The following is a 25,623-nucleotide window of genomic DNA, read 5'->3' as shown; positions in this document are numbered from 1 at the left end:
TTGAAAAATATCAATAATATTATCAAAAGCATTGTGATCCTTTCCGGGATTACAATGCTTTTGTCTTGTGAAAACAGTATTAAAGAGGTACAAAGTATTACAAGTAACGAAAAAACCCCGGAGCGTTCGGGCAAAGATGTTGAATTTATTTTCACCGATTCGACACGAATTAAATATCGTGCTTTTGCGGTTGAATTTATTGATGTGAAAACCGAAGATAAAGAGTATCAGGATTTCCCAAAAGGAGGAAAAATTACTTCCTATGACGATGACGGAACTGTTGCCGGACAAATAGAAGCAAATTATGCCAAACACTTTACCTCAGATCAATTGTGGGAACTAAGAAATAAAGTTATTGCTGTTAGTGATGACGGGAAAACAATAAATACCGAATTAATGTACTGGGATCAAGGTAAAGGTCTCATTTATTCGGATCAATATGTTAGAATTACCACAGATGACGGTCAGGTTTTGGAAGGAATCGGTTTTTCTTCTGATGATAAAATGGATAAGATTACCCTCAAAAAAGTTACTGGTGAAGTATATTTAAATGATGAAACAGAACAATAAGAATAAAATCGTACTATATTGCATCTAAAATCATTTAACACATGAAACAAAAACTCCCTTTCATTTTAGAAATCACTTGGTTAATCGTTATGATTGTTGGCTTGATTGCTGCTGTACACAAAACAATTGATTACGGATTTGCTGAAAGTATTATGCTGTATGTTATCGCCGGCATTGCTGGTTTGATGTATGTATGGAGAAGATACATGAGGAAATTACAAGAGAAAAACAAAGCCCGGAAATAAATGAACGAGCTGATCATTATTTTTATCATGCTGGCCTTATCTGCATTTTTCTCAGGAATGGAAATTGCTTTTATTGCAGCAAACAAGTTGCGAATGGAACTTGACCGAAACAAAAATACAGTTTCGGCTAAGGTTATTTCTATTTTTTCTCAAAACCCAGGATATTATATTAGTACCATGCTTGTTGGCAACAACATTGCCCTTGTAATATATGGTATTCTTATGGCTAAGTTATTGGAACCTTCTATAGCCATATGGATTGATTCCGATTCAATAATACTGGCAGTTCAAACATTTCTTTCAACCATATTAATTTTGGTTACTGCAGAATTTATACCCAAAACCCTTTTTAGGATCAATCCAAACATGGCTTTGAACCTGTTTGCCCTTCCGGTGATGTTTTTTTACATTTTATTCTATCCGATAACATCGTTCACTATATTCCTATCAAAAAATATTATCCGAAAAATTTTTAAAACTAACATTACCGAAGAAGAAGAAACGCAGGCTTTTGGGAAAGTTGATCTGGATCATTTGGTACAGGAAGGCCATGATGCCCAAACCATAGCCGAAGACGATCTTCACGACATAAAAATATTTAGAAATGCACTCGATTTTTCGAAGGTGAAATTGCGCGAATGCATTGTGCCCCGAAATGAAATTGAGGCAATGGAAATTAGTGGTGATATTTCAAGCCTGACGCAACGCTTTATAGAAACCGGATACTCCAGAATTTTAATCTACAAAGATTCAATAGACAATATTGTAGGTTATATACACTCGTCTGTAATTTTTAAAAATCCACAAAGTATAAAAGCAGGCTTAAGCAATATTATTATTGTACCCGAAACAATGCCCGCTCATAAATTACTAAATCTTTTTACGCGCGAACATAAAAGTGTTGCCGTAGTTGTTGATGAATTTGGAGGAACAGCGGGAATGGTTACCATCGAAGACATCATGGAAGAGATATTTGGTGAAATTGAAGATGAACATGATGACGTAGATTTGGAAGAACAGAAAATTTCAGATACAGAATACATTTTCGCAGGCCGTTTGGAAATAGATTATCTGAATGATAAGTATGAACTTAACCTGCCCGTATCAGAAGACTTTGAAACATTAAACGGCTTTCTTATTTTCACTCACGAAAGTATCCCAATGAATAATGAAACAATTCGCATTGAAAATTTCAGTTTTAAAATTCTGGAAGTAAGCAATACCCGCGTTGTTAAAATACGCTTAACAATTCTATAGAATATCCTTCATCCCCAATTTTCTTATCTACATTAAAATCACCTCTATTTATATCCAAAATAGATATTCGGGCATGTCCGCATCCTCAATTGTAAGTAGGATCAGGTCAATATTATTCCAGATAGAAATAATTACTTTCAAGTCTCTTTTTATTTTACTATAAAAGCAAGTAATCCAATTGCAATAAAAAGCGATCATTTCCCATTTTTTTGTATATTCGTAGCCTAATTAAGAATATTTAAATCTTTTTCGATGGCAACATTACAAAAAATAAGAAATCGTGGTGTTTTTATAGGGATCATTATTGGTGGTGCTCTTCTTGCATTTATTGCTGGAGATGCTCTAAAATCAGGTGGTTCGTTATTAGCAAACTCACGAAATGAGATGGCAGAAATTGCAGGGGAATCAGTAAACATCCGTGATTTCCAAAACCGATTCAATCATAGTCTTGAGATTAACAAACTCATGTCCGGACAGAACTCAATTCCATCGGAACAGATTGAGCGTTTAAGAGAGCAGGTTTGGCAACAGATGGTTCAGGAATTTGTAATGAACCGCGAGTATGATGAGTTGGGAATTTCTATTTCTTCTGAGGAATTATTTGATATGGTTCAAGGTCGAAATATTGATCCTGCTATTCGTCAGTTATTTCAGAACGAAAACGGATTGGTTGATAAGGATCAAGTAGTTGCAACTCTTAAGCAATTAATTGCAGCTCCTAACGGAACTCCTCAAAAAGCTTACTGGTTAAACATCGAAGAATCAATTATTACGCAAAGAAATCTTGTTAAGTACAATACCTTAGTTCAAAAAGGTCTTTACATGCCAAATGTATTGGTTAAAGACATGGCTGCTAAAGGAAGTAAAAAGGTAGATTTCAATTACATTGTAAAAAGTTACAATCTAATTCCAGACAGTACTATTAATGTAACTGAATCTGAAATCAGAGATTACTATAGTAAACACGAAGATCTGTTCAAACAAACAGAATCAAGAAAAATTGATTACGTATCATTTGACGTTATACCTTCTACTGAAGATTACAAAGCAACTGAAAAATGGATTGTTGACTTGAAAGAAGACTTCACAAATGAAAGCAATAACGTTCAATTTGTAGAATTGAATGGCGACAGTGATTTTAATGCTTACTATTTCAAACAAGACGAAATCACAAATGCTGATCTTAACGCATTCGCGTTCTCTGCAAATAAAGGTGATGTATTTGGCCCTTACTTCGAAAACGAAATGTATAAAATGGCAAAACTGCATGAAGTAAAAATGCTTCCTGATTCAGTAAAAGCCCGTCACATTCTAATTCGTCCTGTTAATGGTGACTATAAAGGTGCTGAAGCAAAAGCTGACAGTTTGAAAGTTTTACTTGATAAAGGAGCTGAGTTTGCTGTTTTAGCAAAAGAAAACTCATCAGATCAAGGTTCTGCTGTTAACGGTGGTGACTTAGGATGGTTTACTCAAGGAAAAATGGTTCAGCCATTCAACGATGCTGCTTTCTCTTCGAAAAAGAATGAGGTAAAAGTTGTTCTAACTCAATTTGGAGCTCACGTTATTCAGGTTACCAATATGAGTAATGCTGTGAAAAAAGTTCAACTTGCTATTGTTGACCGTAAGGTTGAAGCCAGTCAAAAAACAATTCAGGCAGCTTATGCTAAAGCCCGTACTTTTGCAGGTAACAATCTTGACAAAAATGCGTTCGAGAAAGCTAGTACTGCTGATGGTTTAAACCGTAGAACAGCAAATCTTAAAAGAGAAACTAAATTGATCCCCGGACTGGAAAATTCAAGAGATCTTGTTAGAGCTGCCTATAACACTGATAATATGGAAAGTATTTTATTGAATAATGACAACTCTGCAGTTTTCGAATTTGGAAACAAGTTTGTTGTTGCGATCCTTTCTGATATAAAAGAAGAAGGAATTGCATCTATTCAAGATAAGGTTTCTGAAATCAAGAGAGCGATCAGAAAAGATAAAAAAGCTGAACTAATTATTGCTGAGATGACAAAGAGCAGTGCAGGAGCTCAAAGTTTGCTTTCTGTGGCACAAAAAGAAAACCTAGAAGTTAAAACTGCAACAGGTATCAGCTTCCAATCGTTCCAGATTCCTGGTGCAGGAATTGAGCCTAAAGTAATAAGTACAGCTTCAATGCTGGAGAAAGGTAAAATTTCATCTCCTGTTGAAGGCAATCAAGGTGTTTACATGCTTGTTATTACTAACGAAAACAGCGATGAAGTTTCCGATGTTACCGTTCAAGCTTTTAAATCAAGATTAGAGCAAGGATATCAATACAGAACAAACTATCAGGCATTCCAGGCATTGAAAGAAAATGCAAATGTTATTGATAAAAGATACAAGTTTTATTAGAGAGTAAAACTCATTAAAAAGCGGGATGATAAATTATCATCCCGCTTTTTTTGTGCATTTAAGTTTGTCCAAAAAAAGAGATACTGCAAAGGCAGCACTCTTAAATTCCTTATTAAAGCTGAGACAAAAGCTCTTTAACTTTATCAGCAATAGCTTTACCGTCAGCTTTACCGGTTAATTCTTTGGAAGCCAATCCCATTACTTTCCCCATATCTTTCATAGAAGATGCTCCGGTTTTAGTGATAATACCCTGAACAGCAGCGGTCAAATCTTCATCAGACAATTGAGTAGGAAGATAAACCTCTAAATAACTTAATTCCAGAAGTTCCTTTCCGGCTAAATCTTCACGTCCTCCGGCAGAGAAAGTACTGGCTGAATCTTTACGTTGTTTCACCAACCGCTGAATGATCTTAAGTGCAGAATCATTGTCGATATCGGCAGCTCCTGTTTTTGTCATTTCCATTGTAAAGGCTGCTTTCACAGCTCGGAGTGCTTCCAATCTGTCTCTTTCCTTCGCCTTCATGGCAGTTTTTATATCTGAATTGATCTGTTCTAATAAACCCATTGTTCTGTATTTTAAGTTTCTATCAAATTTATGACTGTATGACTACTCTTCGTCTAAAGTAAAGCGAATAACCTTACCAGATTGAAATTTCTGGTTGTCTATATTCTTCAGTTTTCGCTTGTAAGCAGGAATATTTTCAATTTCATCAATTTCAGTATCCTTCAAATCGGTCAAGATTAACTGATTCTCTTCCGATTTTTCATTCGCCTCTTCTTCTAAAATAGTTTTTACTTGATCGACAGCACTGTTGCGTCCTCTGCCAGCCTGAAAAGATGCAGTTTTGGGTGTCGCCTTCTCCTCTGGAATTAAACCATTATCGAAACCCGTTGCTATGATTGTAACCGATACTTTGTTTCCTAATGCCAAATCCTGACCTGTACCCCAAATAATAGAAGCACTATCGCCAACAGCTTCCTGAACGTAGTCGGTTATTTGTCCCACCTCATCCATGGTTACCTCTTCCTGACCGGAACTAATATTTAAGAGAATATTTCGGGCACCTCTAACATCATTGCTGTTCAATAATGGTGATGTAAGAGCCTCGCGAATGGCATTAACAGCACGATCCTCTCCCTCAGCCGAAGCAGATCCCATTACTGCAACGCCACTATCCGTCATTACTGTTTTTACATCTTCAAAATCTACGTTGATATAACCATGAAGCGTTATAATCTCAGCAATCCCTTTAGCTGCGGTTGCCAACACATCATCCGCCTTGGAAAAGGCTGTAGACAACTTTAAATCGCCGTAAATCTCGCTTAGCTTTTCATTGTTTATCACTAAAAGGGAATCCACATTCTCTTTTAATTTATTGATTCCTTCAATGGCCTGATGCAATCGCTGGCGTCCTTCAAAACGAAATGGTATCGTAACAATACCCACCGTTAAAATCCCCATTTCTTTAGCCGCTTTCGCGATAACCGGAGCGGCACCTGTGCCTGTTCCTCCTCCCATACCAGCAGTAATAAAAACCATTTTGGTATTATCAGCCAGCACCTCAATTATATCCTCCAAATTCTCAATCGCAGATTGCTCACCCCGTTCGGGTTTGTTACCCGCACCACGACCTTCAGTCAGCGATTCGCCCAGCTGAATTTTCACAGGAATTTCACTTGTTTCAAGGGCCTGGGCGTCAGTATTGCAAATGACAAAATCCACATCTTTTATGCCCTGCTTATACATATAATTTACAGCGTTACCGCCACCACCACCAACACCAATTACTTTTATAATCGATGATTCATTTTCCTGTAAACTAAAATCAATTAAATCCTCAGTCATTTAATATCTAAAATTATCTCTTTATAATCTCACGTTGCTTAAAACGCTACATCGAAGAATCATTATTATCAAAAATCTGTGTAAACTTATCTTTAAACCAATTGTCAAGACTTCCTTTTTTATGTTCCTCTTCTCCTCTTTCTTCCTCAACTTCAACAGGTTCCTTACTTTTAGTTACAGGCGTTTTTTTCTCTTCTGCTACCTCATACTCCTCACGGTCTTCATCGGAGCGTTTTCTCATCAACTCTTCTCTTCGTTGCCTCTCCTCACGCTTCTTCATTGCCGCAATCTCCTCAGCTTCGGCTGGATTCTCAATAATCAGCTCCAATTTAGGAGCTTCATTTTGAACTGATTTCCGAGGTTCTATACTTAATTCAGGAATAGGGCTTTCGGAAAATCCGGTAGCAATAATTGTAACGCTTAATTCATCCTCCAGCCTATCACTATTACCATTTCCCCAAATAATACTCACCTCATCACCCACTACATCGTGAACGTAATCGGTAATCACACTAACCTCCTGCATGGTCACCTCATCTTTACCAGAGATGATATTTAATAAGATATTTCTTGCTCCGCAAATATTATTACTATTCAATAACGGAGATGTAAGTGCCTCTTCAATAGCACGAAGTGCTCTGTCTTCACCTGAAGCAGAAGCTGATCCCATTACGGCTACACCACTATCCCTCATCACGGTTTCCACATCGGCAAAATCGACATTTACATAACCATGAACAGTAATTATTTCGGCAATACTTTTGGCGGCAATAGACAAAACATCATCAGCCTTTGCAAAGGCATCCGATAATTTTAAATCACCATACATCATCCTCAACTTTTCGTTATTGATGATTAGAAGTGCATCAACATGCTTTTCCAAATTGGCAATTCCTTCCATCGCCTGCTCAATTCTTCGTTTCCCCTCAAATCGAAATGGGATCGTTACAATTCCAACAGTTAAGACTCCCTGCTTTCTGGCTGTTTCTGCAATTATAGGAGCTGCACCTGTACCGGTTCCACCTCCCATACCGGCAGTCACAAATATCATCTTGGTTTTCTCACTTAAAACTTTATTGATGTCATCAATACTCTCAAGTGCAGATTCCCTTCCTCTTTCCGGTTTGTTTCCAGCCCCTCTACCCTCGGTAAGTGATTTACCAAGCTGTACCTTAATCGGCACCTGACTGTTTTCCAACGCCTGAGAATCAGTATTACATATTACAAAATCGACCCCAGTGATTCCTTCTTTTAACATGTGATTAACAGCGTTACTTCCACCGCCACCCACACCAATCACTTTTATAATGGATTTCTCTTTAGGTTCAAAATCAACCGGTAACAATTCGTCAATCATGATGTCACAAGTATTAGGGTTACAATATTTTATTTACATTTTCAAATCATCAGTATCAAACAAAGCACTAAAAAATTTCTGAAATCCTTTCTTTTTGCCTGTTTTATTTTTGTCTGTATTCTGATTCTGAGTTTTTTTACGAGGTTTATTCAAACCTTTTAGCATCAATCCGATTCCTGTTGCATAAATTGGCTGATTTAAGGTTTCATCTAAAATTATTTTAGATGATGCTCCGGGATAGCCTATGCGAACATCTATTCCGGTTTGTTTTTGAGTCAGCACGTCAAGATTCGTAAGTAATGCACCTCCACCTGTCAATACGATTCCGGCACCAATTTTATCGTGCAGTCCTGTAATTTCGATTTGAAATTTAACACTGTCAATAATTTCCTCCATTCGGCATTGAATGATTTGAGCCAAGGTTTTAAAAGAAATTTCCTTTGGATCCCAACCACCAACACTTGGAATGGTAACCACCTTTTCTTCGTCCACTAAATCAGCGACAGCTTCTCCAAACTGAATTTTTAAAGCTTCGGCCTGTTTTATAAGTACCGAGCAACCTTCCTTTATGTCTCGGGTAACAATATCGCCACCAAAAGGAATTACTGCAGTATGCCTTAGTATACCATCAAAATAAACTGTAATATCCGTTGTCCCGCCGCCAATGTCAACCAAAACAACTCCAGCCTCTTTTTCTTCTTCGCTTAGCACAGATAAAGAAGAAGCTAAAGGCTCCAAAACCAGTTCTTCAATTTCTAATCCAACTTCCTTCACACATTTCTCAATATTGCGTGCAGATGCAGTTCTTCCAATAATAATATTGAAGTTCCCATCCAGCCTTCGTCCGGCCATTCCTATTGGATTCCGAATGCCTGCCTCCTTGTCAACTACGTAATCCTGCGGAATTACATGCAGTATTTGTTCTCCAACCTCAATTGGAATCCTAAAATTCTCATTTATGATTTCCTCAACATCCATTTTAGTAATTTCACCAATTCCATTTTGGATGTATTTAAACTGTCGGTTCTTTATGCTCCGTATATGCTGTCCGGCAATACCTACATAAACTGTAGAAATTTCTTTGTTGGTTTTCTCTGTCAATCGATCAACTACCTCACTGATAGCACCAATTGTATCTTCAATACTATGAATCACTCCCCTCTTAACGCCCCTCGATACGGTTTTTTCCATACCTATAATCCGCAACCTGCCATCGGCGTCTACTTCTCCCATTATGGCAACAATTTTAGTTGTGCCTATATCGATAGCTGCTATGATATTATTCCTGCTAGTCATTTAAATTCTTTTTTGTGCAAACTACCTGATTCTTATATTTCAAATTGATTTTACTATACGTATTCCAACCTTTTTTTGAAAATCCTTTGGTATACAAAGCTCTCAATTTTTGAAATTTCTGTTCGTAGTTTTCAATACTCCCCAATTCAATTTTATGAGCTCCAACACGAGGAATTAAAACATACTCCTTGTTTCTGTCTACATCAATTTGTGTGATCTGCGATTTCCAAAATTCATCATTTGTAATAAATTTTACCAACTCAAACAGTTCTTCTTTTATCAACTGATCATTTACAGCCCCTGAAACCACCAAAACCCTTGATGTAAAATTTACAGACAAGGGCATTTTTTCTCCATCCGCATCAATATAATATCCATTCCCCGATAAAATCCGCACAATTGGATTGCGTTGTTTAATTTCAACAATTAATTTCCCGGAAAGCGAATTGTACACTTCCGATTTTTTCACATAAGGAATCTTGTCTATTAGATCCTCCAATGCTTCTTTATTAACTTCGGAAATAGTAGTCCCTACAACTCCCGGATATTTTTTCTTAATAATTCTTTCAACATCAGAATTGCTTACAAAACCTCTTTTCACACTATCAACCACATTTACCAGTGTACCTGAAAACACCAGCTTCTCCGATTTGCCATTGGCAAAGGAAAAAACTACAATTAAGTATCCCAGCAAGAATACCCAAATTAATGTGTTTGCAATTTTTTTTAGCATTCCAATCGTTCGCAAATTAAATTTTTAATCGGCTCAACCAACTTGTCGATATCGCCTGCACCTAAAGTTAGTAAAACTTCAAATTCTTTCTCTCTAAGTAACTCTATCAAATCACCTTTACTACATAATTTAGCTGGCACCTTCAGGTTTTTCAAAATAATTTCAGAACTAACCCCTTCTATTGGCAATTCTCTGGCTGGATAAATATCCAAAAGAATGACTTCATCTAAAAGATTTAAACTTGCAGCAAAACCTTCTGCAAAATCTCTTGTTCGTGAATATAAATGAGGTTGAAATATTCCGGTTATATTCTTTTCAGGATACAATTCCCTTACCGATGAAATACTTTCCCATAATTCTTTTGGATGGTGTGCATAATCATCAATAAAAACAATTTTTTCATTTCTGATTTGATAATCAAACCTTCTTCTAACACCTTTAAAAGTTGAAAGAGCTTTTCTCAACTCATCAGCTTCAACACCGCAAAGAAGAGCCATAGCTGATGCTGCAATTGCATTTTCAACATTAATTTTCCCTGGGTAGGAGAACAACAAATCTTTAATTATTCCATCCGGATACACCAAATTAAATTGGTAAAATCCTTCCACTAATTTGATGTTCTCAGCATAAAAATCTGCTTTCTCCTCTAATGAATAAGTATAAGCCGAAAGTTTATCATGAGTGAGAATCAATCCCTTTTTATAAACAAGGATTCCCCCCTCTTTTATTTGATGAACAAAAGCCTGAAAGCTCTTTTCCAATTCATTTTTATTGCCGTAAATATCCAAATGATCAGCATCCATTGAGGTAATTACAGCCAACTGTGGATGTAATTGTAGAAATGAACGATCAAACTCATCAGCCTCAAGAATCATCCAGGGACTGGTTTTTGACAGTAAAAGATTAGACTGATAGTTGCGGGAAATTCCTCCTAAAAAAGCATTGCAATCTAAGGCTGATGTTTTAAAAATATGCGCTGTAATCGTTGAAACCGTAGTTTTACCATGGGTTCCGGCAATACCTATACCATTCAAATTATCGGAAAGCAAACCCAGAACCTGCGATCGCTTCATAATTTCAAATTGTTGCTGCTGAAAATAAATCAATTGAGGATGATTTGCAGGAATAGCAGGTGTGTACACTACTAAAGTATCATACTTAGATTGATAACGTGCTGGAATTTGATCGACATCTTCCTGAAAAGTTATACCAATACCTTCCGCAGTTAATTCCGCAGTAAGCTGAGTGGCCATTCGATCGTAGCCAAACACATTCTTACCAATGGAATTAAAGTAGCGGGCTATAGCACTCATGCCAATTCCACCAATCCCGATAAAGTAAATATTTTTATAATTCTTAATCCGCATAATCTATGTTAATGCTATTATTTGTTCTGCAATTTCATCTGCAGCATCGGGCTTCGCCAAAGCCTTGCAATTCGCCGAAAGCTCAGATAATTTATCTGCATCATTTATCAGTTTTAATGCCTCCGCAACCAATTCCTTTTCAGCATCAATATCTTTTACCATTATCGCTGCATTCTTATTTACCAGAGCCATGGCATTCTTGGTTTGGTGATCTTCTGAAACATTAGGTGACGGTACCAAAATACATGGCTTTTCTACCAGACATAGTTCTGATATTGTACCTGCTCCGGCTCTGGAAATAACCATATCGGCAGCAGCATAAGCCAAGTCCATTCTCCCCAAAAAATCAAAAACCTTTAATCCGGGGATGTCCCAATTTTTCAATTCTTCACGAACCTTTTCAATGTAAAACTTTCCTGTTTGCCAGATTACCTGAACTTCAGAATCTGAAATTGCTGAAAGCGAACCCAACATACTATTATTAATGGTTCTTGCTCCCAAACTTCCCCCTACAACCAAAATGGTTTTCTTTTCAGGATCTAACCCAAAATGAGCCATTGCCTCCTGCTTTTTCGAAGCAATATTCATTAAATCTTTTCGAACAGGATTTCCAGTCAATAATATTTTGTCAGCAGGAAAAAATCGTTCCATTCCTTCGTAAGCCACACAAATCTTTTTTGCTTTTTTTGCCAAAAGTTTATTTGTTATTCCTGCATACGAATTCTGTTCCTGAATTACGGTAGGAATTCCCATTTTAGCTGCTGCATGTAAAAGCGGGCCACTTGCATATCCTCCAACACCAACAACTGCATCAGGTTGAAAATCCTTAACAATGGCCTTGGCTTTTCTCAAACTTTTAAAAAGCCTCGAAAAAAATTTCAAATTCTCCTTCGAAAAATTTCGTTGAAGTCCGCGTATTGGTAATCCAACTATTTTATATCCTGCAGAAGGAACTTTTTCCATTTCCATTTTCCCTTCGGCTCCTACAAATAAAATTTCACAATCGCTATGCTTTTGTTTTAAAGCATTTGCAATTGAAATAGCCGGAAATATGTGTCCGCCTGTTCCGCCTCCGCTAACAATTACTTTAATTTTCTGCTTCATTTACTTTTGCTTCTTCATTCAATTTCTCTTCCTCATTTACCCAATTACTCACACTTAATATCATTCCAAAGGCTGCACTTGTAAAAATTAACGATGTACCTCCCATACTCACTAAAGGCAAAGGTTGTCCTGTTACCGGGATTAAATTAACCGACACTGCCATATTGGTCAATGCCTGAAAAACAATACTTAAAGTTAAACCAACCACCAGCAATGCCGGAAAAGTCCGATTGCATTTCCGAACAATCAAGCCGGCGCGATACAGTAATATGAGATAAAAAGCCAGTATGATAAAACCTCCAATCCAACCCATTTCTTCCAAAATAATGGCATAAATAAAATCAGAATACGGATGTGGTAAAAAATTCCGCTGTGTACTATTTCCTGGGAACTTCCCGAAAATCCCTCCTGAAACGACAGCAATTTTCGCTTGTTCTACCTGATAATTCTGGTTGTTATTTGCATTTGACTCGTCTTTATCAAAAAAGTTAACGATTCGACTCCGAACGGTTTGAACACGTCCGATGCTGGGAAGCAAAGGTGCCATTACAATCAGCATAATCACCAATCCCAAAACAACACCCACCGATCCGAACAAATATTTTTTTGCTATTCTACCAATAAACATCAGCAAATAACATACACCTCCCAACAATACTGAGGTAGAAAAATCATCCAAAAAAATCAGCAAACACACAATTCCTACAGGAATAACAATGTGCCAAAACGCCTCTTTTTTGCAGGAATCTTCAGCCTGATATCGTGACAATGTTCTGGAAACATGCAATATTAACGCAAGTTTAGCGAGCTCCGACGGTTGAAAATTGAACCCTATTCCAGGAATGGTGATCCACCTTGAGGCATCATTTAAGTTTGTACCAACGAGTTTTGCCAATATGAGCAATCCGATTGAAATGATCAGAACCAGATTGGCTGAACTGGAATATACCTTAAAATGTATCCGATGAACTACATAAATAATCATGTAGCAACCACCCAAAAGAATCAGTTGCTTAATAAAAAAATAGGATGTATTCCCACCTTTCACCTTATAGGCAAGTGTTCCGGTTGAACTATATACAACCAACAAAGAAATCATGGACAGAAAAAAGATAATGATCCAGATGGTCTTATCCCCCTTCAAGCTTAAATTCTTAAAAAAACCCGCCATATCTTCAATTTATAAATTTCTTACTTCTTCCTTGAACTGATTCCCGCGGTCTTCATAATTCTTGAACAAATCGAAACTTGCACAAGCAGGAGACAACAAAACAATCTCTTCCTTATTGGCCATTTGATATGCTTGAGTCACTGCCTCTTTCATAGATCCGGCATCAACTATAAAATCCACTTTACCATCAAAAGCTGCATGAATTTTAGCGTTGTCAACACCCAAACACACAATTCCTTTCACCTTTTCTTTCACCAAATCATACAAAACCGAATAATCGTTTCCTTTATCAACTCCGCCAACAATCCAAACTACCGGCTCATCCATACTTTCCAATGCGTACCATGTAGAGTTGATATTTGTAGCTTTTGAATCATTAATAAACTGAATTCCCCTTACTCGAACCACTTTTTCCAATCGATGATCAACACCTTGAAAATCACTTAAACTTTCGCGAATTACTTCCTTCCGAATTTGCAGTACACTTCCGGCAATTCCTGATGCCAATGAATTATATACGTTGTGAATTCCAGGTAAAGACAAATCTTTTTTATCCATAGAAAAGAGATTTTCGTTGTATTGAATTTTTAAAAGTTCATTCTCAATCCATCCGCACATTTCTTTTATTTCCCGAACGGAAAACGGCAATAATTGAGCAAGAGTATCACAATTCATTAATTCCTTTTTGATGATATCATCATCAGTGCAAAACACAAAAGAATCCTCGGATTTCATATTTTGCAATATTCTGAATTTTGAATTGATGTAATTTTCCATTTTATAATCGTACCGATCCAAATGATCCGGCGTAATATTTAATAGTATAGCAATGTTAGCTCTAAAATCATACATCCCATCCAACTGAAAGCTGCTCAACTCAACCACATAATGCGTATAATCTTTTTCGGCAACCTGCCAAGCCAGACTATCTCCTACATTTCCGGCTAAACCAACATGCAATCCGGCCTTCTTCAGCATATGATACAAAAGCAAAGTTGTTGTTGTTTTTCCGTTACTGCCGGTTATACATATCATTTTAGCATTGGAGAATCTTCCCGCAAATTCAATTTCAGAAATTACAGGAATATTTCTTTCATTCAGCTTAACAATTAAAGGAGCTGTATCAGGAATTCCAGGACTTTTCACAACTTCATCTGCCGATAATATAAGAGATTCTGTATGTTGCATTTCCTCAAAATCAAGCTGATACTTATTCAGCGCAAGCCTGTACTTGGGACTTATTTCTCCTAAGTCTGAAACAAACACATCAAAGCCTTTTGATTTGGCCAACACAGCCGCACCAACACCACTTTCTCCTGCACCTAATATGACGATTCGTTTTGCCATTTGTACTTATCTGATTTTTAGAGTTACTATTGTTATAATCGCCAGAAAAATTCCAATAATCCAAAATCGGGTAACAATTTTTGGTTCTGGATATCCTTTCATCTGATAATGATGATGAAGAGGTGCCATTTTAAATATTCTTCGCCCTTCACCGTATTTTTTTCTGGTGTATTTAAACCAAGAAACCTGCATCATCACCGAAATATTCTCAACAAGAAAAATTCCGCATAAAACAGGAATCAACAATTCTTTGTGAATAACAATGGCAAAAACGGCTATAATTCCTCCCAAAGACAAACTGCCTGTATCACCCATAAAAACTTGTGCCGGGTAAGAGTTGTACCACATAAAGCCAATGGTTGCTCCAATAAAAGCCGCAATAAAAATCACCAGTTCGCCTGAATTTGGAATATACATGATATTCAAATAATCAGCATACACCACGTGACCGGATACATAGGCCAATATTCCCAAAGTGGCACCAATAATTGCTGACGAACCTGTCGCCAGACCATCTAAACCATCGGTGATATTTGCACCATTTGAAACGGCTGTAACAATAAATATGGTAATGATTATAAAAACCAGCCAAGCCAACATAGGTGAATATTCTCCACCAAAAGCAACTAAGGACTCATAATCAAATTCATTGTTCTTAAAAAAAGGAATCGTTGTTTTTGTTGATTTTTCATCAGTTGTTAAACGAGTTGCCCCGGGAGCCTGCGATGTAAATCCTTCGTCAACCAATTCGGTTTGAATTCCTATTTCAGACATACTCGTTTTTTCACGAACAACTACATCATCATTTATATAAAGGGTTAACCCAACAATTAGACCTAAACCTATTTGGCCAGCTACTTTAAGCTTGCCGCTTAAACCGGCCTTGTCTTTTTTAAATACTTTAATATAATCATCGATAAATCCAATTAATCCTAACCAGATAGTTGTAATAATCATTAGTAAAATGTAGACATTATCGAGTTTGGCAAATAATAAGACCGGAATTAAAATGGAGATAATGATAATGATTCCCCCCATGGTTGGTGTTCCTTTTTTTTCCATTTGACCAGCTAAGCCCAAATCCCGAACAATCTCTCCAATTTGCTGCTTTTGCAATAAGAGAATGATCTTTTTCCCAAATACAGTCGCAATAAATAACGAAGTCATAATGGCCAATGCCGCCCGAAATGAAATATATTCAAACATCCCGGCTCCCGGAAAATCCAATTGATTTAAATACCTAAATAAATAGTATAACATAACTACAGCTTAAAAATTTCCTTAATTATTTCCTTATCATCAAAATGATGCTTAATTCCTTTTATTTCCTGATAATCTTCGTGACCTTTCCCCGCGACCAAAATAATATCATCCTTTTTCGCTAACATACAGGCTGTTCTTATAGCTTCTTTTCTGTCTGTGATCGCTAATACTTTTCGAGTATTGTTTGCAGTCACTCCTTCCTTCATATCTTTGATAATCTGATCAGGATCTTCCGATCTTGGATTATCCGATGTCAGAATTACCTTATCGCTTAATTCGGCACTAATTTTTGCCATTAATGGTCTTTTGGTTTTATCTCTATCGCCACCGGCACCAACAACTGTTATTACCTGCTCGTTTCCTGTTCGTAAAGCTTCGATTGTTTCCAAGACATTTTTCAAGGCATCCGGAGTATGAGCATAATCTACAATAGCCATAATGCCATCTGTAGAAATGATACTTTCGAACCTTCCATCAACAGATTTCAACTCACTTATTCCTCGTAATACCTCATCTTTGTCTTGATTCAGAAGACGAGCTGTACCATAAACAGCCAATAAATTATGAGCATTAAAATCACCAATAAAGTTGGTCCATATCTCTGTGCCATCCATTTCCAAAAGCATTCCTGTAAAGTGCTTTTCTAAAATCTGACAACGATAATCAGCAAAAGAACGAGTTGAATAGGTAAATTTATGCCCTTTCATATTTTGGAGCATCAGCTTTCCATTTTTATCATCGGCATTTGTAATGGCAAATGATTTCTTCCCCAGCTGATCAAAAAAAGCTTTTTTCACCTTTAAATAAGCATCGAATGTTTTGTGATAATCGAGATGATCGTGAGTGATATTTGTAAAAATTCCTCCTTTATAATTCAATGCACCAACCCGCTTTTGATCGATAGCATGCGAGCTAACTTCCATAAAGCAATATTCGCATCCGGCCTCAACCATTTCCGCCAACAAGGCATTTAACTGCAATGCGTCCGGGGTAGTATGAGTTGCCTTAATTTCTTTTTCATCCACATAATTGCAAACTGTTGACAACAAGCCAACTTTATAGCCAAGTGTTCGAAACAAATCATAAAGAAGTGTCGCAATTGTGGTCTTTCCGTTTGTTCCTGTTACACCAACCAGTTGTATGTTTTCGGTTGGTTTGTTGTAAAAATTATGTGCTATCTGCGAAAGCGTGGCCGAAGAGTCTTCAACCACAATAAAGGTTGTTTCAGAAGTACTGCTGTCAGGTAACTCTTCGCATACAATTACCGCTGCTCCCTTTTCAACTGCTGTATTTATAAAATCATGACCATCAGACATGGTTCCTCTGCACGCAAAGAATAAATCGCCGTGTTTCACCTTTCGGGAATCAAAATGAATCTCATTCACTTCAACATCCCTGTTCCCCTTTATGCTCTGTATATTTACCGAACCAAACAGTTCATTTATATTTATTCCCATCTGTCACATTTTAAGATAAATCGATTGTAATATGATCTCCTTTATTAAAATAAGCTCCTGGTTGTATGGATTGTCCGGACACAGATCCCAAGCCTTTTACCCGAACCTTCAGTCCTGCATTTTCCAATATATACAGTGCATCCTGAACGCCCATCCCTTTTACATTCGGAACCATAAATTTCTTAATTGTTCTGTATTTGTATTCAATAATTGAGTCTTTCCGCGAAGTGATCACCCATTCCGACTGAATATCTTTATTCGCTATTTCAATGTTTAATTCATCAAACACTTTGTCCAGGTCATTTTTATATCCATTCAATGAAACCGGCACCTTTGGTTCTAAACTTGCATCATCCGGTTTTATTGGATGCATTGAGTAGCTCATCGCATACACTTTATCTGCAATTGTTTTAAAAACCGGACCGGCAACCTGATTTCCATAGAACCCTTTGGTTTTATTTGGTCGGTTAATCACAACAATACACGAATACATTGGATCATCAGCAGGAAAATACCCAACAAATGAAGCTTGGTACACTTTAACTTTATAACCTTTATTTTTATCGGCTATTTGTGCCGTTCCAGTCTTTCCGGCAATTGTATAGTTCGCATTCCGCAGGTTTCTGGCCGTTCCTCTTAAAACAACACCTTCCAACATGTTTTTCACATTTTTAAGTGTTTCTCCGGAACAGATTTTAGATTTCAAGACTTCTTTATCAAAAGTTTGAATTACATCGCCGTGATACCTCAATTCCTTTACAAATCCAGGCTTCATCATCTTACCATTATTAGCTATTGCATTATAAAATGTAAGAGTCTGCAAGGGTGTTTGCTGAACCGCATACCCAATCGACATCCAAGGCAAAGAAACTCCCGACCATGATGGATCATCAGGATATTTGATACTTGGAATTCCTTCTCCTTTAATAGCAAGCCCCAATGGTTCATTCAACCGAAACTCGTAAAGACGATTAATAAACGATCGAGGTTTGTTTTTATAGTGATCGTTTACCAATTTCGAAATCCCCACATTCGATGATTTTTCAAAAGCCTCCTGAACCGTTATTTTTCCATATCCGCCTTCATGAGAATCGCGCATTTTTTCTTTGTAATAGCTAAATACGCCATTCCCCGTATCCACAGAGTCCATAGGACCAACATATCCATCCTCAAACAAAGCCATTATTGAAGCCAATTTGAATGTTGAACCAGGTTCTGTAGCCTCACCAATAGCATAATTATAATCTTCCTTATATGATTGTGATTTTTCATCGAAACCTAAATTGGCTATTGCTTTAACTGCTCCCGTTTTCACCTCCATTAAAACCACAGATCCATGATGTGCGTTGTATTTTACAAGCTGTTGCTCTAAAGCCGATTCAGCAACATCCTGATAATTCACATCAATGGTAGTGATCAAATCGTTCCCATCTTTAGGCTCGACCATATTTACAGGCAACCATCTGCCCGACATTTTTTGAATGATACTTATGCCATCAACTCCTTTTAAATCACTTTCAAAAGCACCTTCGATACCCACCTTACCAATTTGCTGATTTTGTTCACCTTCCAGCAAATATCCTATTGTTCTGTTGGCCAGATTTAAGTGAGGCTGTATGCGTCTGTTTTCCTGTTCACAGATTAATCCACCTTTATTCTGCCCCAAACGAAAAATAGGAAAGGTCTTGATCTTTTTAAGTCCGATGTAATTAATTTTCTTTCGGTGAATTAAAAAATACCGGTTCGACTTGGTTCGATACTTCGCTTTCCAAAGCATATTTCTATAATCCTTTGCAGATTTATCCTGAAAAAACCGCGATAAGCAAAGTGCCAAAGAATCAACATCGGCACGAAAAAGAGAATCTGTCAATCCGGAAGCACGAAAATCCATTCGCAACTGATAGTAAGGCAATGAACTTGCCAAAAGCCGTCCATCGGCGGCACAAATATCTCCCCGATTGGCCGACACGATCACATCTCGCTGCGAAAGAGACTGAGCTTTACTTCGCCATTTATCTCCTTCGAACAATTGCAAGGCTACCACTCTACCAACAATGAGTATTGCAAAAATAATCACCAAAGTGTAGATCGCCCCTACCCGCCATATGATATCCTTTTTTATCGGCACTACTTCTCTAAATATATTTTAATGGGAGGCTCTGTTGCTTCAATCAAATCAAGACCTTCATTTTCCACTCTTTTTACAACTTCCGATTGCTTGCTCATATACATCAGATCGGAGGCTGTTGTTATCGACTCAAACCTTAGCTCCTTTAACTCTTGCTCCAAACCTACCATATCGCGATAAACTCTTTCTGAACGATACCTGTTGCTGATATAAAAAATTCCTAAAACAACTAAGAAAATGATAAAAGGCAACTGTTGCACCACTTCCGTTTTCGTTAAAATACTTCCATCAATAAAATCCTTAACCGAACCTGAAGACGTCTCTTTCAGTTCCTCACTAGGCTTAATGAAATCGTTGTATTTTTTTCGAAATTTAAACATCCTTATAATGATTTAGGTTGAGCAATCCGAAGTTTCGCACTTCGCGCTCTTCCATTTAGCTCAATCTCTTTTTCACCCGGAAGAATTACCTTTCGGTTAATCGCGGTTAACGGCGTTTGCACATTCCCAAAGAAATCTTTTTCCGCATTGCCTTCAAATTTTCCATCCCGAATAAAATTCTTCACCAATCTATCCTCCAAAGAGTGATAGGTGATCACAACCAATCTTCCATCCGGCTTTAACATTTCAGCAGACTGCAATAACATTTCCTTCAAAACATCCATCTCCTGATTCACCTCTATCCTAATAGCCTGGAATACCTGAGCTAAATATTTATGCTCTTTAAACTTAGGCGTACAAGGAGCAATCACTTCCTTAAAGTGCTGAATGGTAGTGAACGGCGTTTCTTTTCTTTGATTATCAATTAACCGCACGAGCTTGCCTGGATTTTTAACCTCTCCGTAAAATTTGAAAATTCGAAACAAATCCTCAACACTATACTCATTCAATAAATCAGCAGCAGTAAAATTCGAATCCTGATTCATTCTCATATCAAGATCGCCGTCAAAACGAAAAGAAAAACCTCGTTCGGCTACATCAAATTCATGAGAAGAAACACCCAAATCGGCTAAAATTCCATCCACTTTAGGGTAACCTAAATATTTCATAAAATTCTTAAAGTACCTGAAATTATGACGGACAAATATGAACCGATCGTCTTTTGGCACATTTTCTTCTGCATCCACATCCTGATCAAAGCCAATCAATTTGCCTGTAGTAAGATGTTTTAAAATCTCCCTTGAATGGCCTCCTCCACCAAAAGTGAGATCTACATAGATTCCATCTGGTTTTATATCCAACCCTTCAATACTCTCTCCTAGTAAAACTGGAATATGATATGTACTCATTCTTTTATCTTTTTAATTGAAACACAAAGGAACAACTCTAAATGCTCATACTCAACGATTACCCGTTATTTAAATCTCCTCCTAAAATTTCATCAGCCAAAGTGCTGAATCCATCCTGTCCAAGAGCTGATTTTTCGTAAGTTTCAGTATCCCATATTTCGATTTTCCCATCTTGTCCGGCTAGGGTAACATCTTTTGAAAATCCGGCAAAATCAAAAAATTTCTTAGGAATTAAAATCCGTCCATTCCCATCAATTAAGACCTCTGCAGTACCTCTAAAAAACTCCCGCAAAAATCCTGCATGCTTCTTATTAAAAGGATTCACCTTTGCCCGCACCATCTCGGTTTGCTTCTCCCATTCCGAAATAGAGTAGAGGTCTAAACATTTTTCGTAAAGATTTTTCCTTAGAACACAACGGTTTTCAGAACCTCCATTTAGAAGCTTCCGAAAAGCAGAAGGCAGCAAAACACGGCCTTTTGAGTCCAACCTACAAGGATAATCACCTATAAATGTTACCATTGGGAAAAATAATTTACAATTGTAAAATTAGAGAAAAATTTACCCACTTTCAACCACATACTCCCACTTTTATGGTTTTGTTAATAACTTTTAACAAGCATCCCAACTAATTATCACTCAATTATATTGAGATTGTTATAAATCTTTGAAAAACAAAGCAAGAAAATTGCGATATTTGCTAACTACATTAAAATATTTAAGATTTTTATGCAAAAAGAAAACACTCCTGAGAGCTATTTAAAAATTGATATAGAGAAGGTTTTTGCAAGTAAAAGTGAAAGAATTTCAAAACTACTCCCTAAGTTTATAATTCGCTACCTTAAAAGAATCATCCATCAGGAAGAGCTTAATGATTTCTTATCAAGAAACTATCAAAAAGAAGGTATTGAATTTGCAGATAGTGTTTTAGAAGAACTTCAAATTACTTTTGAGATTAAAGGTCTTGAAAACATCAATAAAGACGGCAGATATATTTTCGCTTCCAATCATCCATTAGGTGGTCCCGACGGAATTATTTTAATCAGCATTTTCGGCAGGCATTTTCCGAAAATTAAGTTTTTGGTTAATGATATCCTAATGAATATCAAGAACCTATCAGATGTTTTTGTACCAATAAACAAACATGGAGGGCAAGCAAAAGAAGCTGCAAGAACAATAGTAGAAGCCTACCAATCGGAAGCAACAATACTCACCTTTCCGGCAGGTTTAGTTTCCCGAAAACAAAAAGGGAAAATTGAAGATTTAGAATGGAAAAAAAGTTTTATTTCGAAGGCAAAAAAATACAAACGCGATATAGTACCTATTCACATTAACGGAAGAAACTCTAATTTCTTTTATAACCTTGCCAATCTTAGGAAATTCCTAAGGTTAAAATCTAATTTGGAAATGTTATATTTGCCAAACGAGCTTTTTAAGCAAAGAGGAAAAAAATTCACTATTTGCGTAGGTAAGCCTGTCTCATACCAAACCTTTGACAAAAGTATGTCGTATGACAAGTGGGCTGAAAAAATGAAAGAGAAAACATATAATTTAGCAAATCAATAAATCCTTATCCTTAAGGCTTATTCGTTTTATCAAATATTAGCCACGGTACTATTCATTATTATCGATAATGTAAGTATTTTTGAAAATCATTTTTAGTAAAAAAAAACCAAAATAATAATTATCCTTGCAAAGGAATCAATACACCGACTGATGAAAGAAATTATTCCCCCTGTACCACGAGAGGAGCTTGAAAAAGAACTGACTGAAGAAAGATTTGTACGCAAGACCAACAAGGGATCGAATGAAATCTATTGCTTCACTCATCATGATTCTCCTAATTTAATGAAAGAAGTTGGACGTTTGCGTGAAATTACTTTCCGTAAAGCCGGAGGAGGTACAGGTAAAGATATTGATATTGATGATTTTGATCTGGATGAAAAACCATATCATCAATTAATTGTTTGGGATCCTAAGGCAAAAGAAATTCTTGGCGGCTACCGTTATATTTTGTGCAGCGAGGCCCCTAAAGATGAAAATGGCGAAATCTATCTTGCAACTTCAAGGTTGTTTAATTTTTCGGATGAATTTAAAAAGAACTACATGCCTCACATGATTGAATTGGGGAGGTCGTTCGTACAACCAGAATATCAATCAATCAGAAAAGGCCGTAAAAGTTTATATGCGCTTGATAATTTATGGGATGGCCTAGGTGCTTTAATTGTTGATTATCCTGAAATTAAATATTTCTTTGGCAAAGTAACGATGTATCCTGATTACAACAGAGATGCCCGAAATCACATCCTGTATTTCATGAATAAAATGTTCAACGATCCGGACAAACTTGCCACTCCTACAACTCCTCTTGTAACCAATATGGACACAGAGCAGTTAGCAAAAGATTTTTGCAAAGATACTTTTGAGGAGAACTACAAAGTTCTATCACAAAATGTTCGTAATAATGGAGAAAATGTTCCTCCGCTTATTAATGCTTACATGGGATTGTCCCCTACAATGAAGTGCTTTGGTACAGCCATCAACACACATTTTGGAGATGTTGAAGAAACAGGTATCATGATTACAATTGCCGATGTTTACGAGAACAAGAAAGACCGGCACACGGCGTCTTACCTTTCTTTACTGCACATCAAGCTTCCAAAAACAAAACTGAATATTTTTAAAAAGAAATAATCTCAAAGAGGGTGTCCAAAAAGTATAGTTCCATTGTCATTCTGAGCTTGCCGAAGAATCTTTCACTCTGAAAAACAGATGTTTCGACTTCGCTCAACATGACAATCCGATACAAAATATTACTTTTTGAACACCCTCTTTTTTGTAACACATCCAAACAAAAAACCCGCCTTTCGCAAGACGGGTTTCCATTTTATATCGAACTTATTTTAGTAAGCCCGTCTGTCATTTCCTTCACAATAGTTAATAAAAGAAGTATTCACCACTTTATTTCCACCTGGAGTTGGATAGTTTCCTGTAAAATACCAATCACCTGTATGTTCAGGACAAGCTACGTGAAGATTTTCAACTGTCTGATAAACAATCCTCACCTCAGCATCCATCACTTCCGGAGTAAGCAATACCGCAATCTTATCCGATATTTCTTCCGCAGTAAAAGGCTTGTAAATTTCTTTCACAAAGTTAACCACCTCTTCTTTAGGCAGATTCTCCTGAGCTTTACACTTCTTATATGTTTCATCAATTATAGCTTCCAAACCACGCTCTTTCAGCATTGCAATTGCAGCATTAAAAGCAATAAATTCACCCATTCGCGTCATATCTATTCCATAACAATCAGGATAACGAATCTGAGGAGCTGAAGAAACAATTACGATCTTTTTTGGATGAAGACGATCTAAAATCCGAAGAATACTTTGCTTTAAAGTTGTCCCTCTAACAATAGAGTCATCAATTACAACCAGATTATCCTCTTGGTTCTTAACAATCCCGTAAGTAACATCATAAACATGACCTACCAAATCGTCACGCCCTTCATCATTGGAAATGAAGGTTCTCATTTTCGCATCCTTAATAGCGATTTTTTCTACTCTGGGCTCAACAGAGATAATCTCCTGAAGTTTTTCCTCAGTCCAACTTCCGTTCAAATCATGAATCTGTTGCTTTTTTTGCTCCATTAAGTGATGTCGAACACCTTCCATCATGCCATAAAATGCTGTTTCAGCGGTATTTGGAATAAATGAAAAAACAGTGTTTTTAATGTCATGATTAACAGAATCCAAGATAGCCGGAGTCAACAATTGCCCCAGTCTCTTCCTTTCTTTATAAATATCCCTGTCGCTTCCCCGGGAAAAATAGATTCTTTCGAAAGAACAAGATCTTCTTTTTTGAGCAACGCGCACAGGAACCTCGGCAACATCACCATTCTTACGAACAATAACAGCATTTCCCGGAGCAATTTCTTTAATCGAATTTGCTCTAACATTTAAAGCTGTTTGAATAACCGGTCTTTCCGAAGCAACTACAACAATCTCATCATCATGATAATAAAATGCCGGACGAATACCCCAGGGATCTCTCATCACAAAAGAATCTCCATGGCCAAACATACCTGCAATTGAATAGCCTCCATCCCAATCTCTGCTGGCTCCCGAAAGCACCTTTTGTATATCTATATTCTTTTCTATTTGAGGGGATATCTCCTGATTCGATAAACCATCATTTTTATACTGACGGAATAACATTTGGTTTTCTTCGTCTAAATAATGCCCGACCTTTTCAAGAATTGTTACTGTATCAGTATAATTTTTAGGATGTTGTCCCAATCCAACCAACAAATCAAATAGCTCATCAACATTAGTCAGATTAAAGTTTCCGGCCAACACCAGATTTCTGGACTTCCAGTTATTTTCTCTCATTACCGGATGAACGAAATCAATACTGTTCCGTCCAAAAGTCCCGTATCTTAAATGTCCCAAATACACTTCACCAGCAAAGGGTAAGTTTGCTTTGGCCCAAACAGGGTCATTAAATTTATCAGGATATTTTGCCTCTGCTGCCGCCAGTTCTTTGTATACACCGTCAAAAACATCTTTTATTGGCTGATCACTGCATGAACGCTCACGATGAATGTATTTGTTCCCTGGAGGCATGTCCAATTTCAACCCAACAGCTCCAGCACCTTCCTGGCCTCTGTTGTGTTGTTTTTCCATCAACAGATAGAGTTTTTGAATACCATATCTCCACGATCCGTATTTTTCCTGATAGTACTCAAGAGGTTTTAGCAATCGAATCATTGCTATCCCACACTCGTGCTTTAGTTGGTCACTCATTATTAACTTCTTAAA

The 25,623-nt window shown here is 37.0% G+C and carries 22 protein-coding genes; 6 read left to right on the top strand and 16 right to left on the bottom strand.

Annotated features, from left to right (window positions below):
- From lptC to ACHZAX_RS01560, 4 genes are all read left to right on the top strand, one after another.
- Positions 1–570, top strand: a complete 570-nt coding sequence (lptC, locus tag ACHZAX_RS01575; RefSeq protein ID WP_143470864.1) for an LPS export ABC transporter periplasmic protein LptC — start codon at positions 1–3, stop codon at positions 568–570.
- Between the two features lie 41 nt (positions 571–611).
- Positions 612–815, top strand: a complete 204-nt coding sequence (locus ACHZAX_RS01570; protein WP_101309386.1) for a hypothetical protein — start codon at positions 612–614, stop codon at positions 813–815.
- Positions 816–2,072: a hemolysin family protein gene (locus ACHZAX_RS01565; protein ID WP_320017774.1), complete on the top strand. Its 1,257-nt coding sequence runs from the start codon at positions 816–818 to the stop codon at positions 2,070–2,072.
- Positions 2,073–2,324: 252 nt separating this feature from the next.
- A complete protein-coding gene (locus ACHZAX_RS01560; protein WP_320017773.1) occupies positions 2,325–4,448 on the top strand; it encodes a peptidylprolyl isomerase in 2,124 nt (707 codons plus the stop codon).
- Positions 4,449–4,560: 112 nt separating this feature from the next.
- Here ACHZAX_RS01560 and ACHZAX_RS01555 read toward each other — a convergent pair whose 3' ends face one another.
- The 15 genes from ACHZAX_RS01555 to ACHZAX_RS01485 are packed head-to-tail and all read right to left on the bottom strand — an operon-like array spanning position 4,561 to position 21,325.
- Entirely contained in the window at positions 4,561–5,013 is a 453-nt protein-coding gene (locus ACHZAX_RS01555; RefSeq protein ID WP_320017772.1) for a GatB/YqeY domain-containing protein, read from the bottom strand.
- A gap of 42 nt (positions 5,014–5,055) precedes the next feature.
- Positions 5,056–6,294 (bottom strand): cell division protein FtsZ, encoded by a 1,239-nt coding sequence (ftsZ, locus tag ACHZAX_RS01550; RefSeq protein ID WP_320017771.1) that lies wholly within the window; start codon positions 6,292–6,294, stop codon positions 5,056–5,058.
- 46 nt (positions 6,295–6,340) lie between these two features.
- Complete coding sequence (gene ftsZ, locus ACHZAX_RS01545) at positions 6,341–7,651, bottom strand: cell division protein FtsZ (protein ID WP_101309391.1); 1,311 nt, start codon at positions 7,649–7,651, stop codon at positions 6,341–6,343.
- A 33-nt stretch (positions 7,652–7,684) separates the two neighbouring features.
- Positions 7,685–8,947 (bottom strand): cell division protein FtsA, encoded by a 1,263-nt coding sequence (ftsA, locus tag ACHZAX_RS01540; RefSeq protein ID WP_101309392.1) that lies wholly within the window; start codon positions 8,945–8,947, stop codon positions 7,685–7,687.
- The gene (locus tag ACHZAX_RS01535; RefSeq protein ID WP_320017770.1) at positions 8,940–9,680 is read right to left on the bottom strand and encodes a cell division protein FtsQ/DivIB; all 741 of its coding nucleotides are present in this window, start codon (positions 9,678–9,680) and stop codon (positions 8,940–8,942) included. The genes ftsA and ACHZAX_RS01535 overlap by 8 nt, the downstream gene beginning before the upstream one ends.
- Positions 9,674–11,047, bottom strand: coding sequence for a UDP-N-acetylmuramate--L-alanine ligase (gene murC, locus ACHZAX_RS01530; RefSeq protein ID WP_320017769.1), 1,374 nt, complete (start codon positions 11,045–11,047; stop codon positions 9,674–9,676). Before murC ends, ACHZAX_RS01535 begins: the two co-directional genes overlap by 7 nt.
- A gap of 3 nt (positions 11,048–11,050) precedes the next feature.
- Positions 11,051–12,151 (bottom strand): undecaprenyldiphospho-muramoylpentapeptide beta-N-acetylglucosaminyltransferase, encoded by a 1,101-nt coding sequence (murG, locus tag ACHZAX_RS01525; protein ID WP_101309395.1) that lies wholly within the window; start codon positions 12,149–12,151, stop codon positions 11,051–11,053.
- The gene (locus ACHZAX_RS01520; RefSeq protein WP_394698204.1) at positions 12,135–13,322 is read right to left on the bottom strand and encodes an FtsW/RodA/SpoVE family cell cycle protein; all 1,188 of its coding nucleotides are present in this window, start codon (positions 13,320–13,322) and stop codon (positions 12,135–12,137) included. The genes murG and ACHZAX_RS01520 overlap by 17 nt, the downstream gene beginning before the upstream one ends.
- Positions 13,323–13,331: 9 nt before the next feature.
- Positions 13,332–14,669, bottom strand: a complete 1,338-nt coding sequence (gene murD, locus ACHZAX_RS01515) for a UDP-N-acetylmuramoyl-L-alanine--D-glutamate ligase (RefSeq protein WP_320017767.1) — start codon at positions 14,667–14,669, stop codon at positions 13,332–13,334.
- 6 nt (positions 14,670–14,675) lie between these two features.
- Entirely contained in the window at positions 14,676–15,929 is a 1,254-nt protein-coding gene (gene mraY / locus ACHZAX_RS01510; RefSeq protein ID WP_320017766.1) for a phospho-N-acetylmuramoyl-pentapeptide-transferase, read from the bottom strand.
- Between the two features lie 2 nt (positions 15,930–15,931).
- Complete coding sequence (locus ACHZAX_RS01505; protein WP_320017765.1) at positions 15,932–17,389, bottom strand: UDP-N-acetylmuramoyl-L-alanyl-D-glutamate--2,6-diaminopimelate ligase; 1,458 nt, start codon at positions 17,387–17,389, stop codon at positions 15,932–15,934.
- Between the two features lie 10 nt (positions 17,390–17,399).
- Positions 17,400–19,517: a penicillin-binding protein gene (locus tag ACHZAX_RS01500; RefSeq protein ID WP_320017764.1), complete on the bottom strand. Its 2,118-nt coding sequence runs from the start codon at positions 19,515–19,517 to the stop codon at positions 17,400–17,402.
- Entirely contained in the window at positions 19,517–19,897 is a 381-nt protein-coding gene (locus ACHZAX_RS01495; protein WP_101309401.1) for an FtsL-like putative cell division protein, read from the bottom strand. The genes ACHZAX_RS01500 and ACHZAX_RS01495 overlap by 1 nt, the downstream gene beginning before the upstream one ends.
- A gap of 2 nt (positions 19,898–19,899) precedes the next feature.
- Positions 19,900–20,805: a 16S rRNA (cytosine(1402)-N(4))-methyltransferase RsmH gene (gene rsmH, locus ACHZAX_RS01490; protein WP_156196961.1), complete on the bottom strand. Its 906-nt coding sequence runs from the start codon at positions 20,803–20,805 to the stop codon at positions 19,900–19,902.
- A 58-nt stretch (positions 20,806–20,863) separates the two neighbouring features.
- A complete protein-coding gene (locus ACHZAX_RS01485) occupies positions 20,864–21,325 on the bottom strand; it encodes a division/cell wall cluster transcriptional repressor MraZ (protein ID WP_101309403.1) in 462 nt (153 codons plus the stop codon).
- A 207-nt stretch (positions 21,326–21,532) separates the two neighbouring features.
- Here ACHZAX_RS01485 and ACHZAX_RS01480 point away from each other — a divergent pair, with 207 nt between their 5' ends.
- Both ACHZAX_RS01480 and ACHZAX_RS01475 read left to right on the top strand, forming a co-directional pair.
- The gene (locus tag ACHZAX_RS01480; protein ID WP_101309404.1) at positions 21,533–22,369 is read left to right on the top strand and encodes a 1-acyl-sn-glycerol-3-phosphate acyltransferase; all 837 of its coding nucleotides are present in this window, start codon (positions 21,533–21,535) and stop codon (positions 22,367–22,369) included.
- A gap of 150 nt (positions 22,370–22,519) precedes the next feature.
- On the top strand, positions 22,520–23,497 hold the full coding sequence (locus ACHZAX_RS01475) for a GNAT family N-acetyltransferase (RefSeq protein ID WP_101309405.1): 978 nt from the start codon (positions 22,520–22,522) through the stop codon (positions 23,495–23,497).
- A gap of 209 nt (positions 23,498–23,706) precedes the next feature.
- On the opposite strand, the gene ACHZAX_RS01470 is transcribed toward ACHZAX_RS01475, so the two are convergent.
- Complete coding sequence (locus ACHZAX_RS01470; RefSeq protein ID WP_320017763.1) at positions 23,707–25,608, bottom strand: amidophosphoribosyltransferase; 1,902 nt, start codon at positions 25,606–25,608, stop codon at positions 23,707–23,709.
- Positions 25,609–25,623: the final 15 nt, after the last annotated feature.

Source organism: Labilibaculum manganireducens (assembly GCF_963665805.2).
Lineage (GTDB): Bacteria > Bacteroidota > Bacteroidia > Bacteroidales > Marinifilaceae > Labilibaculum > Labilibaculum manganireducens.
The sequence above is the reverse complement of the archived record's forward strand: the minus strand, read 5'-3'. Positions and strand labels throughout refer to the sequence as shown.